This window comes from Candidatus Pelagibacter sp. RS40 (assembly GCF_002101295.1).
Taxonomy (GTDB): Bacteria; Pseudomonadota; Alphaproteobacteria; order Pelagibacterales; family Pelagibacteraceae; genus Pelagibacter.
This window is the reverse complement of the sequence record NZ_CP020778.1, coordinates 1-12427: the sequence shown is the minus strand read 5'-3', so window position 1 is coordinate 12427 and position 12427 is coordinate 1. Positions and strand designations below refer to the sequence as shown.

The following is a 12427-nucleotide window of genomic DNA, read 5'->3' as shown; positions in this document are numbered from 1 at the left end:
ACATGAAAATTAGACCTGTAATTCTTTGTGGAGGAGCAGGGACAAGACTTTGGCCTAATCAAAAAAAACATCAAGCAAAACAGTTTATTAATTTTGGTAATTGGACTTTATTAGGTAAAACATTAGAAAGAATAAAAGGCTCAATTTTTGATAATCCAGTAATCAGCACAAATGCAAAATACCTTAAACAAGTAAAACAGCATTTAAAAAAACATAAAATCAAAAAATATAAAATTGTTTTAGAACCAGCTAAAAAAAATACAGCTCCAGCTATTTTAAGTACTGCCTTAATAAAGGATATTCCAGACAATCAACCATTAATGTTCTTCTCATCAGATCATTTAATAGAAAAAGTAAATATTTTTAACAATGCTATTTATAAAAATAAATCTAATTTGACCGATCAAAATATATTTATCTTTGGCATAAAACCTAAATCTCCCTCAAGCGAATATGGCTATTTTCTTACAAAAAAAGTTAATGGAAATATTAATAAAGTAACAAAATTTATTGAAAAACCAAAAGAAGTAAAAGCAAAACAAGTTATTAAAAAAAATGGCTATTGGAACTCTGGTATGTTTTTTCTTAGAAAAGACTCTATAATTAATAACTTTAAAAAATATCAGCTTAAAACATTTAAAAACTGCCTAGATGCAGTTAATAAAGCTAAATATAAATCTAACACTTATTATTTAAATAAATCCTCATTTTTAAAAGCTACAGCTAAATCATTTGATTATGCCATTTTAGAAAAAACAAAACAAATAAATGCAATTAAATTAGATATTCCTTGGTCAGATCTTGGAAGCTGGAAAGAAATATTAAAAATGTATGACAAAAATAAACGTAAATACATTAAAAAGAAGAATATTTATTATCGACCTTGGGGAAAATACACAAATTTATTTGAAGGTAATGAATTTTTAATCAAAGAATTGTACGTAAAACCAAAAGGGATTTTGAGTTTACAAAAACATCATCACCGAGCAGAGCATTGGTTGGTAACACAAGGAAATGCTAAAATTACGCTTAATAAAGATATTATAATCAAAAAGCCTGGTGAACATATATTTATTCCACTTGAAGCAATCCATAGAATTCAAAATCCTAGCAAAAAGCCTGTTAAAATTTTTGAAGCACAAGTTGGATCAATACTTAAAGAAAGTGATATTGTTAGATATCAGGATGTTTACGGTAGAGTAATATAAATTTTATAACATGGATGGTATTGTATTTGCAGTTGTTTTAGTAGCTGCATTGCTTCATGCAACATGGAACGGTTTTGTCAAAAACCACAACGATAAAACTGTTGCAGTTACAGGGATTGTTCTAGGTCACGCACCATTATCGTTATTAGCAATTTTATATTTTCCAGCTCCAAATGTAGATAGTTACATTTTTATAATTATAAGCATATTTATTCATCAAGGTTATCAATGGTTTTTATTAAGATCTTATCAAGTTGGAGATCTTACTAAAGTTTATCCAATAGCTAGGGGAACTGGACCATTAATTACAACTTTTATATCCATTCTGTTTTTAGGAGTTGTTCTTGATAAATTCGTTATTTTTTCAATATTATTTTTATGTTTTGGAATTTTTTTACTCGGAGCAAATAATTATAAAATAAGTAATTTAAATGAAATAAAATATCCATTGATTACAGGAGTATTTATTGGGTCGTACTCTTTAATTGATGGTTACGGAGCAAGGATTAGCGAGTCAGCAATATCTTTTATGAGCTGGTCATTTCTTATCAATGCATTAATTTTTCCATTTGTACTTGGAATAATAGGGGAAAAAAAAGTTTTACAACGCGTTTATAATGAAGGTAAAAAAATCTTTATTTATGGAGTAACACTTTCTTATGCAAGTTATGCTTTAGTAGTATGGGCCTTCACAAAAGCACCAATACCGGTTGTTACATCGTTAAGAGAAACTAGTATTTTATTATCAATTTTTATTGGATACTTTCTTTTGAAAGAAAAAATGAATTTATTAAAAATTTCCTCTATAGTAATTATTTTAATAGGTGTGATAGGAATAAAATTATTTTAGTATAATGGAACTTTTAATTGTAATCTTATTATTAATAATAGGTTTATTAACTTTTCTTTTACTTAAAAAAGAAAGAGTATTAGGAATTAAACCTGAGACAGCTAGTAAGAATACAGAAGTTAAAATTGTAGAAAATAAAGAGTATAGAAAAAATATATTTGATTTACTAAATAGTATACCTGAAGGTATTTTAATTTTAGATAAATCAAAAAAAATTATTTTTAGTAATAATTCATCAACAAAATTGTTTGATACTAAAATAAATGAAAATATAAGTGGTTCTTTAAGAAATCCTGACCTATTAAGCTCGATTGATAAAATTTTTGAAGATAAAAATATACCAGACTTTGAAATTGAAATAAGAAATAAAGCTGTTTTAAGATTAAATATAACAATTTATCTTGATAAAAATAATTTATTTTTTGATGAAGTTACTTGTGTTTTATTTATTAGAGACCTAACAGAATTCCATAAATTTCAACAACTTAAATCTGATTTTGTAGCTAATGTGTCTCATGAATTAAGAACCCCACTACAATCCATAAAAATGGGTTTAGAAACAATTGATAATATTAAAGATTTAAAAGAAAATAATGAGTTGAATAATTTGATGCCATTAATGACTTCACAGTCTGAGAGAATGGAAAATTTAATTAGAGATTTATTATCATTATCAAAAATTGAATTACAGGAACATATACGACCAACCCATGAAATAGATCTTATAGAATTGATTGATTATGTTATTAAAACTTATGAAAAAATCATAAGTAAAAATAATATTAGTATTAAATTTAACAAAACTGATAATCTTAAAATAATTGGTGATAGGGATAAATTAATAGAAATTTTTACTAATCTTATCGATAATTCAATTAAATACAGTGATAAAAATAAAGAAGTTACAATCACTGCTAAAAAAGATGGTGATTTTAATATTGTTTCAGTTGCTGATAAGGGAATAGGTATACCAAAAGAATCTATACATAGAATCACAGAGAGATTTTTTACTGTTGATCCGAGTAAAAGTAGAAGTGTAGGTGGTACAGGTCTTGGTTTAGCAATTGTAAAACATTTAGTTTCACAACATAGAGCAGAGATGGATATTAATAGTGTTGAAAATGAAGGAACAACGATAGATATCAAATTTAATTCTTTATAATTCAACCAAAAAGTTAGTCATTGTAATAAAAGTTTAACCTTACTTTAATAAAATATTTAAAAATTAATTTTATTTAGATCACATTATGAATCTAATAAGGAGAATTATGAATAAAATAATAAGTGTAATATTTGGATTTCTTTTAGTATTAAGTTTTACAACAAATAGTTACTCAAGAGACCAAATCAAAATTGTAGGGTCATCAACTGTTTACCCTTATGCAACAGTGGTTGCTGAAAAATTTGGAAAAAGCGGAAAATTCAAGACCCCAGTTATTGAAAGCACAGGTACTGGAGGAGGTATGAAATTATTTTGTGCAGGTGTAGGAGCTAATCATCCCGATATAACAAATGCCTCAAGGGCAATTAAACCAAAAGAAAAAGCATTATGTGAAAAAAATGGAGTTTCAGAAATTATTGAAATTGTAGTAGGTAATGATGGAATCTCATTTGCACACGCTGTTAGTGCTCCAGATGCAGATTTTACAAAAGAGCAATTGTGGAGAGCTTTAGCTGCAAAAGTTGATGTTGATGGCAAACTTGTTGAAAATCCATACAAAAAATGGAGTGATATAGATGTAAGTCTTCCAAACAAAAAAATTGAAATATTAGTAGCTCCACCGACTTCAGGAACAAGAGATGCTTGGAATTCTCTAGTAATGGTAAAAGGATGTACCAAAACAGCAAAATCTTTATATGAAGCAAACGGTAAAAAACCAAAAAAAGCTTGCACTAGAATTAGAGAAGATGGTTATGCTGTTGAAGCAGGTGAGAACGATACCCTTATTGTTCAAAAGCTAACATCAAACCCTGATGCATATGGTTTCTTTGGTTATAGTTACCTAATAGCAAATAAAGACAAGGTCAAAGCTGCATCAGTTGAAGGTGTTCAGCCTTCTCTAGAAGGTATTCAAGATTATTCTTACCCTATAGCTAGACCACTTTTCTTTTACGTTAAAAAAGCTCATGTTGGTGTAATACCAGGCATACAAGAATACTTAAAAGAATTCACATCAAAGAAAGCTATGAGCAACAGAGGATATCTTGCAAAAATAGGGTTAGTTCCTTTAGCATCTGATAAATACAAAGTTACTAGAACTGCTGCTATAGATCTAAACGTTATAAATATAAAATAAACAATTAACTTTTAAAAAGGCCAGAAACACTGGCCTTTTTTTCAATTACAGATTTAAATTGTAACAATTTTGTAACATTTAAAATGTAACTATTATTGCGAATGAATTTCGCACTAATATTTTTAATAATAATATTTTCAATTTCATTGTTTTTTTATGGAAAATCGAAAACTAGAAGTTTAGCACTACAAAATAATTTAAAATTAAACGCGTTACCAAAGTTTTATGGATACTATTTAGTTTTATGGTGCTCAATACCATCTTTAGTTTTTCTGTTGATATGGACGTTATTTGAACCAATAATTATCAAATCAATCATTATAGACAATGCTGCTAAATTAGGAGCAAATATAAGTGATAAAAACGAAGCAAATTTAATTTACGAAAAAATTAAAGCAATACATCTTGGAACATATTTTGGAGATATAGATAATATTTTACAACAAAGTGCTTTGTCATATTCTAAATTTATAGGTTTATTTACAAATTCAAAAATAGTTTTAATTTTTTCAGTTATTATAGGCTCAATACTTTACTCATTAAAAAAAATAAAAAACAATAATAAGGCAAGAGATGATGTTGAAATTATCTTAAAAGGTTTATTGTTTGTATCATCTCTAATAGCAATTTTAACTACCTTAGGAATAATTTTCTCACTACTTTTTGAAAGTATTAAATTTTTTTCTGTCATAAATATATTCGATTACTTATTTGGTACAAACTGGAGTCCTCAAAGAGCTTTTGTTAGAGATGCTTCTTCTATAACAGTTGCTGAATATGAAGAATTAAAAGACGCTTTTGGTTTCATTCCTTTAATTGCAGGAACCTCATTTATTGCATTGATAGCTATGTTTGTTGCAGTTCCAATAGGATTATTTTCTGGAATATATATGGCAGAATATGCTTCAACTAAAATTAGAAGGATATCTAAACCAATTATAGAAATTTTAGCAGGCATCCCAACTGTTGTTTATGGTTTTTTTGCAGCTCTTACTGTCGGACCATTTTTTAGACAATTTGGTGAAAGTTTAGGATTAACTGTATCATCAGAGAGTGCTTTGGCTGCAGGTCTAATCATGGGCATAATGATTATCCCCTACATTTCATCTTTATCTGATGATGTTATTAATTCTGTTCCGCAATCATTAAGAGATGGTTCTTATGCGGTGGGTGCAACAAAATCTGAAACAATAAAGCAAGTTGTAATACCAGCTGCTTTACCAGGAATAATTGGGTCTGTATTGTTAGCTGTATCTAGAGCAATTGGAGAAACAATGATAGTTGTTATGGCAGCAGGTTTAGCTGCAAATCTTACTATTAATCCACTTGAATCAACAACAACTATTACAACTCAAATAGTGATGATACTAGTGGGCGACCAAGAGTTTGATAGTCCAAAAACGCAATCTGCTTTTGCATTAGGGTTAACTCTTTTCGTTGCAACATTGATTTTAAATTATGTGGCTCAAAGAGCTGTTAAAAAATATAGAGAAAAATATGACTAAAGAAAAAAGGTTAAAAAAGAGACATAACGCTGAAAAAAGATTTAGATTTTATGGATTAGCTTCAATATTTTTAGCATTGTTATTTGTATTAATTTTAGTTCAAAATATATTTTCTAAAGGTAGCTCAGCTTTTATGAAAACAGCAATAAATGTTGATGTTTTTTATGATCCAGAGCTCTTAGGAGTCAAAAATGGAGCTACAAAAGATGAAATTCTTGAAGCAGATTTTTTTGATATAACAATTGAGACTCTTCTCAAAACATATCCTACTAATAATTTAGATGAGGAAAATCAGCTTATTGATTTATTTACCACTGATGCTGAGTTAGAAATTAAAAATGCATTAATAAATAACAGTAATTTATTAGGAAAAACTGTAAATTTAGAGATAACATCTTCTGATGATATAGATCAGCTTCATAAAGGAAATTATCCTAGAGATTTACCTGAGGAAAGAAGAAGAATATCTAATTTTCAATTAAGTATTTATGATAATTTTTTAGAAAACAAGAAGATTATAAAAAATTTTAATAATTATTTTTTTAAAAATGGTGATTCAAGAGATCCTGAGATTGCTGGAATTGGTGGTGCTTTAGTTGGATCATTTTATAGTATATTGATTTGTCTATTATTGTCTTTTCCAATTGCAGTTTTAGCTTCAATATATTTAGAGGAATTTGCTCCAAAAAATAAAATTACTGATTTTATTGAAATCAATATTAATAATCTTGCTGCTGTTCCATCAATTGTTTATGGATTACTAGCTCTTCAAATTTTACTAGCAACTATTCAGTTGCCCAGATCAACCCCATTGGTAGCTGGAATAACTTTAGCTTTAATGACATTACCTAGAATAATTATACCTTGTAGGGCGTCTTTGAAAGCTGTGCCTCCTTCAATAAGAGAAGGTGCACTTGCAGTTGGAGCTTCAAAATTTCAATCAGTTTTTCATCATGTTGTACCATTAGCATTGCCTGGCACTTTATCAGGAACAATTATAGGATTAGCTCAAGCTTTAGGAGAAACAGCACCTTTGATCTTGATTGGCATGGTGGCATTTGTTGTTGATATTCCATCAACACCTATTGATCCTTCATCTTCTTTACCTGTTCAAGTTTATCTATGGTCTGAGTCAGCAGAAAGAGGTTTTGTTGAAAAAACATCAGCAACAATCATGATGTTGCTAAGTTTTTTAATTGTAATGAATTTTTTAGCAGTATATTTAAGACAAAAATTCGAAAAAAGATGGAACTAAATGTCTGATATTAAAATTAAATCAAAAAATTTGAATGTTTATTATGGTAATAAACAAGCTTTGTTCGATGTAAACCTTGATTTAAACGAAAAAGAGGTAACAGCATTAATTGGACCATCGGGATGTGGAAAATCTACTTTTATTAGATGTATTAACAGAATGAACGATGTCATCGATATATGCAAAGTTACAGGAAATATAGAGATAGATGGAATTGAGATAAATAGTAAAGAATTAGACGTAGTTTCATTAAGAGAAAGAGTTGGTATGGTTTTCCAAAAACCAAATCCATTTCCCAAAAGCATTTATGATAATATTTCTTATGGTCCAAAAATTCATGGAAAAGGTGAAAGTAAAAATGAACTAGATGAAATTGTTGAAAATAGTTTGAGAAAAGCAGCTTTATGGGAAGAGGTAAAAGATAGACTAAATGAACCAGGAACTGGATTGTCTGGTGGTCAACAACAAAGACTTTGTATAGCTAGAGCTATTTCTGTAAATCCTGAGGTAATATTAATGGATGAGCCATGCTCCGCTCTAGATCCCATTGCAACTGCTAAAATTGAAGAATTAATCGATGAATTGAAAAAAACTTACACTATTGTGATTGTTACTCATTCTATGGCTCAAGCTGTTAGAGTTTCACAAAAAACAGGGTTTTTTCACTTAGGTAAGTTAATAGAAGTTGGTAAAACGGAAAAAATTTTCAAAAACCCTGACAATAAAATGACACAAGACTATATTACAGGTAGATTTGGATAAACATGAGCAATGAACACACAGTAAAATCATACGAAGAGGAATTACAGCACCTAACTGACTCTGTCATAAAAATGGGTAGTTTAACAGAAACACAGTTAGTAGATTCAATGGATGCCATAATTAAAGTAGATAAGGATTCAATTGATAAAATAATCAAAAGTGATGAAGAAATAAATAAATTCAGATCAAAAATAGACACTCAAATAATGACATTACTTGTAAAGAGAGCTCCAATGGCTATTGATTTAAGAGAAACAATTAGTTCTTTAAAAATCTCACAAGATTTAGAGAGAATTGGTGATTTATCAAAAAGTAATGCAAAAAAAATTAAGCCCTTGCCATTAGATTTACCGGAAGAATTATTATCAAATCTAAAAAGACTAGGAGATTTGGTCATAAAACAATTAAATGATGTGATAGATAGCTATGTAAATAAAAATTTTGATAAAGCTAAAGATGTTTGGGAAAAAGATGAACAGGTAGATGATCTAACATATATAGCTATGGAAAGTGTTATTGAATTTTTATCAAAAGACAAAAAAAATTTAGATTTTTCAACGCATCTAATTTTTGCAACTAAAAATTTAGAAAGAGCGGGTGATCATATAACCAATATAGCTGAGTCCATATGTTACTTAATTAAAGGTGAATATTTAAAGGGAAATAGACCTAAAGGTAAAGTTATTCAAGAGTAACATGAGTGGCAAAATATTTATTATTGAAGATGAACCTTCAATAATACAATTAGTTCAACACAATCTTGAGAAAGAGGGATTTATTGTATCATCATCAACTAATGGAAATAATGGTTTAAAAGAACTAAAGAAATTTGAACCACATTTGCTTCTTTTAGATTGGATGCTACCAGATCTATCTGGAGTAGAAATTTGTAAAAATATTAGGAAAGATATAAAACTAAAAAGCCTACCAATAATAATGCTAACCGCAAAAGGTGAAGAAGAAGATAAAATAAAGGGTTTAGATAGTGGTGTAGATGATTATTTAACAAAACCATTTAGCTTCAATGAATTATTAGCAAGAATTAAAGCTGTACTTAGACGATCAGATCCTAAAATAGTTTCAGATTATATCGAATTTGATGATTTAAAATTAAACAGAAATGAAAGAAGAGTTTTTAGAAGTGATATTGAAATTACACTTGGTCCAACAGAATTTAGATTACTTGAATTTTTTTTATTAAATCCAAAAAGAGTTTATTCCAGAGATCAGATACTTGAAAATGTTTGGCCAAATAACATTAATGTTGAAAGTAGAACTATTGATGTTCACATAAGAAGATTAAGAAAATCAGTAAATTTAAAAAACAAAAAAGAATTAATTAGGACTGTTCGATCTGCTGGATATTCCTTAATTTAATTACTTTTATAAAATTAAAATACAATTTTTGAGATACCAATTACAAATAATGGAATTTGTAATCCAAAATTAGTTAATATGGCCTTATCCTTTAATAAAAAACCCGATATTGTCCATCCAACTACACCAAGACCATGAAAATATATATTTATCGGATATATATTTAAATTTGTTAATAATATTCCAATTAGAACTAAAAATGTACTTATCCACTTAAGATATTTTTTTAAAAACATATAACTCCTTTCGTATTACTTATGACACTTATGTTAAAGATTTGTTAAATTTGTTAACTTTATAAGAAATTAACTATGTATCTATGGATAAAATATCCACCGATTAGAAACATTAAACCTGCAATATAAATTATGAAAAAATTCATATTAAAAGATTTTGCAAAGAAGAAGGGTACAAAGAATAAGTAACTTGCTGGTACTGCAATAAATATACTTTTCGTAAACATCACTGTTTTTTCTGTATCATTGTGCTCATAATACGAAAACAGTATCGCTATTAGTGATACCAAAGGTAATGCTATAATAAATCCAGCCAGCTTAGGATTTTGACCAGCCAACCAACTCGAAAAAGCAACAATTAAACCTGCTGCAATAACTTTAAAAAGAAAGAATAACATTTGTGAAAATATTTTTTGTAATATGCAAATTATTTAATTGAACATTTTTTACAAAGTCCAAAAAATTCAAGGTTATATTTTTTAAATTTCATGCCAGCTTTATTTTGAAAACTTTCTAAATATTTGGATAATTTATTATCGCTTATTTCACTTACCTCTTCACAACTTTCACATATGGAGAAGGCAGTTGCTTTTGATATTTGGCAATTAGAGTTTTTACATGCAACGAAAGAATTTCTACTTTCAATTTTATGAATTTTTCCAATTTCAACTAATTTATCTAAGGCTCTATAAACCTGTAAAGGCGCCTTAATTCCCTTTTTTTGTACATTGAATAATATTGAATATGCTTTAATTGGCTCTTTTGCTTTTTCAATTATATCAAAAATGATTTGCTGATTTTTTGATAGTATTTGATGTTTATCCATATTTTGCATTTTATTCATAGTTGATCAGTTTTTCAATTGAACAGATTGTTTAATTTTAAATAATGACAGTATAAATAAAAATAAAGCTGCAGCTATTATTGATGGACCTGAAGAAGTATTAAATTCTAAAGAGGTAAATAATCCAATTATTACTGACAATACTCCGCCAATAATTGAAAATATTACCATTTTAATTGGACTGTCCGAAATATTTCTGGCCATAGCAGCTGGGATAATTAACATTCCTGTAATTAATAATAACCCAACCATTTTTATCGAGATAGCAATAATTGCAGCCATTAAAATTGTAAATATCGCTTTTGCTCTATCAGGATTAAGTCCCTCAGCTTCTGCAAGTTCATAATTTACTGTAGATGCAAATAACGGTCTCCAAATTAACTTTAAGATTAGTAAAATAAGAGCTCCACCAAACCATATTATAATTATATCATTTAATGTTACTGCTAATATATCACCAAAAAGTAATCCCATTATATCAAATCTAATAAATGTTAAAAATCCAATCACAACCAATCCAACTGCTAATGATGAGTGTGCTAACAATCCTAACAACGCATCTCCAGGTAAATTAGTTTTTTTTTGAAGTTGAATTAAAATTAAAGCAATTATAGATGAGATGATAAATACCGATAAAGCGATATTAAATTGAAAAGAGTAAGCCATTGTAACACCTAGCAGCGCAGAGTGTGCAAGAGTATCTCCGAAATAAGATAATCTTCTCCAAACTACAAAACAACCAAGAGGCCCCGTAACGATAGCAACACCTAATCCTGCAACTAAAGCTCTTATAAAAAAATCATCAAACATTTAATTTTTTTTTATTTCTCCATCGTTGGAGTGAGTATGATCATGTTTATGTTCATAAATAGCTAATGTTTTAGAGGCTTGTTCACCAAACAGCGCTTTATATTCATTGTTTCTTGCAACATCAATTGGAGAACCTGAGCAACACACATGACCATTGAGACAAACTACATGATCAGTAGCACTCATAACTGTGTGAAGATCATGGGATATAAGTAAGATACCACAATTTAATTCATCAGATATTTTTTTAATTAATTCGTAAAGGGCAATTTCACCTGTAAAATCTACTCCTTGAACAGGCTCATCTAAAACTAGCAATTCGGGTTTTTTTGAGATAGCTCTTGCAAGTAAAACTCTTTGAAATTCTCCTCCTGATAGACTTCCTAAATTTTTATTTTTGAGATGGATAACACCAGTTAATGACAATGCTTCATCTATATCTTCATTTTTAATATTTTCAGTTAACACCATAAAATCACTTACTCTTAGAGGTAGGGTCCAATCAATTGAGATTTTTTGCGGTACATAGCCAACTTTATTAGTATATTTTTCAACTTCACCCTCAATTTTTTTGAAAATTCCCAATGCTATTTTAGCAGTTGTACTCTTTCCAGATCCATTAGGACCTATAAGTGTAACAATTTTACCTTTTTCAACTTGAAAGGACACACTTTGTACAAGCCACTTATTCTTTATTCGAAAACCTGCATTTTTTAATTTAACTAAAATATTATCGTTCATATATTTTCACTTGACTTCAGAATGTTATATTATTACATAATGTTATAATATAACAATAATTATAAACCATAAAACATGAAATATCTTAAAAAAACACCTTTAATAATATCTTTTTTATCATTTATCACATTTATAACATCTGTTAATGCGGATGTTAAAGTAGTTGCATCTATAAAGCCTATACATTCTCTAGCTAGTTATTTAATGGATGGAGTAGGAAAACCTGATTTAATTGTAGATGGATATGCATCTCCACATGGATTTGCTATGAAACCTTCTCACGCAAAAATGCTACAAGAAGCTGACTTAATTTTTTGGGTCGGTGAAGACATAGAAGCATTTCTAGAAAAGCCTTTAAAATCTATTGGAAAAAAAGCTGAAAAAATTGAATTAATGGAAATTAAAAAACTTACTAAATTAAAATTCAGAGAAAGAAATATTTTTGGTGATCACGGTGATCATGGTCATGACGAACATGCGAAAAAAGATGATCATGACGATCACGACCATGACGAACATGCAAAAAAAGATGATCATGACGA

The 12427-nt window shown here is 28.5% G+C and carries 14 protein-coding genes and 1 pseudogene; 10 read left to right on the top strand and 5 right to left on the bottom strand.

The window, feature by feature from the left end; translation table 11 throughout:
• The first annotated feature begins 2 nt into the window (after positions 1 to 2).
• From B8063_RS00075 to phoB, 9 genes are all read left to right on the top strand, one after another.
• Positions 3 to 1208, top strand: coding sequence for a sugar phosphate nucleotidyltransferase (locus B8063_RS00075; protein ID WP_085068326.1), 1206 nt, complete (start codon positions 3 to 5; stop codon positions 1206 to 1208).
• A gap of 10 nt (positions 1209 to 1218) precedes the next feature.
• Entirely contained in the window at positions 1219 to 2058 is an 840-nt protein-coding gene (locus B8063_RS00070; protein ID WP_085068324.1) for an EamA family transporter, read from the top strand.
• Positions 2059 to 2062: 4 nt separating this feature from the next.
• Positions 2063 to 3220: an ATP-binding protein gene (locus B8063_RS00065; RefSeq protein WP_085068321.1), complete on the top strand. Its 1158-nt coding sequence runs from the start codon at positions 2063 to 2065 to the stop codon at positions 3218 to 3220.
• A gap of 106 nt (positions 3221 to 3326) precedes the next feature.
• Positions 3327 to 4355 carry a substrate-binding domain-containing protein gene (locus B8063_RS00060; RefSeq protein WP_085068318.1) on the top strand — a complete coding sequence of 343 codons (1029 nt, stop codon included), beginning with the start codon at positions 3327 to 3329 and terminating at the stop codon, positions 4353 to 4355.
• 101 nt (positions 4356 to 4456) lie between these two features.
• Positions 4457 to 5860: a phosphate ABC transporter permease subunit PstC gene (gene pstC / locus B8063_RS00055; RefSeq protein ID WP_085068316.1), complete on the top strand. Its 1404-nt coding sequence runs from the start codon at positions 4457 to 4459 to the stop codon at positions 5858 to 5860.
• Entirely contained in the window at positions 5853 to 7115 is a 1263-nt protein-coding gene (gene pstA, locus B8063_RS00050) for a phosphate ABC transporter permease PstA (RefSeq protein WP_085070805.1), read from the top strand. Before pstC ends, pstA begins: the two co-directional genes overlap by 8 nt.
• A complete protein-coding gene (gene pstB / locus B8063_RS00045; RefSeq protein WP_085068313.1) occupies positions 7116 to 7877 on the top strand; it encodes a phosphate ABC transporter ATP-binding protein PstB in 762 nt (253 codons plus the stop codon). It begins immediately after the preceding gene.
• Between the two features lie 2 nt (positions 7878 to 7879).
• The gene (gene phoU, locus B8063_RS00040; protein ID WP_075521960.1) at positions 7880 to 8572 is read left to right on the top strand and encodes a phosphate signaling complex protein PhoU; all 693 of its coding nucleotides are present in this window, start codon (positions 7880 to 7882) and stop codon (positions 8570 to 8572) included.
• A 1-nt stretch (position 8573) separates the two neighbouring features.
• Positions 8574 to 9254, top strand: coding sequence for a phosphate regulon transcriptional regulator PhoB (gene phoB, locus B8063_RS00035; RefSeq protein ID WP_075521959.1), 681 nt, complete (start codon positions 8574 to 8576; stop codon positions 9252 to 9254).
• Between the two features lie 14 nt (positions 9255 to 9268).
• Here the strand turns inward: phoB and B8063_RS00030 are convergent, their stop codons facing one another.
• From B8063_RS00030 to B8063_RS00010, 5 genes are read right to left on the bottom strand one after another with little or no spacing between them, the layout of a single operon-like run.
• On the bottom strand, positions 9269 to 9490 hold the full coding sequence (locus B8063_RS00030) for a DUF6552 family protein (protein WP_075521958.1): 222 nt from the start codon (positions 9488 to 9490) through the stop codon (positions 9269 to 9271).
• A gap of 59 nt (positions 9491 to 9549) precedes the next feature.
• Positions 9550 to 9888 (bottom strand): hypothetical protein, encoded by a 339-nt coding sequence (locus B8063_RS00025; RefSeq protein ID WP_075521957.1) that lies wholly within the window; start codon positions 9886 to 9888, stop codon positions 9550 to 9552.
• Between the two features lie 29 nt (positions 9889 to 9917).
• Positions 9918 to 10334, bottom strand: coding sequence for a Fur family transcriptional regulator (locus B8063_RS00020; protein WP_232311393.1), 417 nt, complete (start codon positions 10332 to 10334; stop codon positions 9918 to 9920).
• 6 nt (positions 10335 to 10340) lie between these two features.
• On the bottom strand, positions 10341 to 11144 hold the full coding sequence (locus tag B8063_RS00015) for a metal ABC transporter permease (RefSeq protein WP_085068311.1): 804 nt from the start codon (positions 11142 to 11144) through the stop codon (positions 10341 to 10343).
• On the bottom strand, positions 11145 to 11885 hold the full coding sequence (locus tag B8063_RS00010; protein ID WP_085068308.1) for an ATP-binding cassette domain-containing protein: 741 nt from the start codon (positions 11883 to 11885) through the stop codon (positions 11145 to 11147). It lies immediately after the preceding gene.
• Between the two features lie 75 nt (positions 11886 to 11960).
• Between B8063_RS00010 and B8063_RS07305 the strand changes: the two are divergent.
• Positions 11961 to 12344, top strand: a pseudogene (locus tag B8063_RS07305) (metal ABC transporter solute-binding protein, Zn/Mn family); the annotation flags it as partial.
• Positions 12345 to 12427: the final 83 nt, after the last annotated feature.

Bases quoted from the DNA above. Each gene is read 5' to 3' on its own strand.
- B8063_RS00075 (WP_085068326.1), top strand. From the start codon at position 3: ATGAAAATTAGACCTGTAATTCTTTGTGGAGGAGCAGGGACAAGACTT.
- B8063_RS00070 (WP_085068324.1), top strand. From the start codon at position 1,219: ATGGATGGTATTGTATTTGCAGTTGTTTTAGTAGCTGCATTGCTTCAT.
- B8063_RS00065 (WP_085068321.1), top strand. From the start codon at position 2,063: ATGGAACTTTTAATTGTAATCTTATTATTAATAATAGGTTTATTAACT.
- B8063_RS00060 (WP_085068318.1), top strand. From the start codon at position 3,327: ATGAATAAAATAATAAGTGTAATATTTGGATTTCTTTTAGTATTAAGT.
- pstC (WP_085068316.1), top strand. From the start codon at position 4,457: ATGAATTTCGCACTAATATTTTTAATAATAATATTTTCAATTTCATTG.
- pstA (WP_085070805.1), top strand. From the start codon at position 5,853: ATGACTAAAGAAAAAAGGTTAAAAAAGAGACATAACGCTGAAAAAAGA.
- pstB (WP_085068313.1), top strand. From the start codon at position 7,116: ATGTCTGATATTAAAATTAAATCAAAAAATTTGAATGTTTATTATGGT.
- phoU (WP_075521960.1), top strand. From the start codon at position 7,880: ATGAGCAATGAACACACAGTAAAATCATACGAAGAGGAATTACAGCAC.
- phoB (WP_075521959.1), top strand. From the start codon at position 8,574: ATGAGTGGCAAAATATTTATTATTGAAGATGAACCTTCAATAATACAA.
- B8063_RS00030 (WP_075521958.1), bottom strand. From the start codon at position 9,490: ATGTTTTTAAAAAAATATCTTAAGTGGATAAGTACATTTTTAGTTCTA.
- B8063_RS00025 (WP_075521957.1), bottom strand. From the start codon at position 9,888: ATGTTATTCTTTCTTTTTAAAGTTATTGCAGCAGGTTTAATTGTTGCT.
- B8063_RS00020 (WP_232311393.1), bottom strand. From the start codon at position 10,334: ATGAATAAAATGCAAAATATGGATAAACATCAAATACTATCAAAAAAT.
- B8063_RS00015 (WP_085068311.1), bottom strand. From the start codon at position 11,144: ATGTTTGATGATTTTTTTATAAGAGCTTTAGTTGCAGGATTAGGTGTT.
- B8063_RS00010 (WP_085068308.1), bottom strand. From the start codon at position 11,885: ATGAACGATAATATTTTAGTTAAATTAAAAAATGCAGGTTTTCGAATA.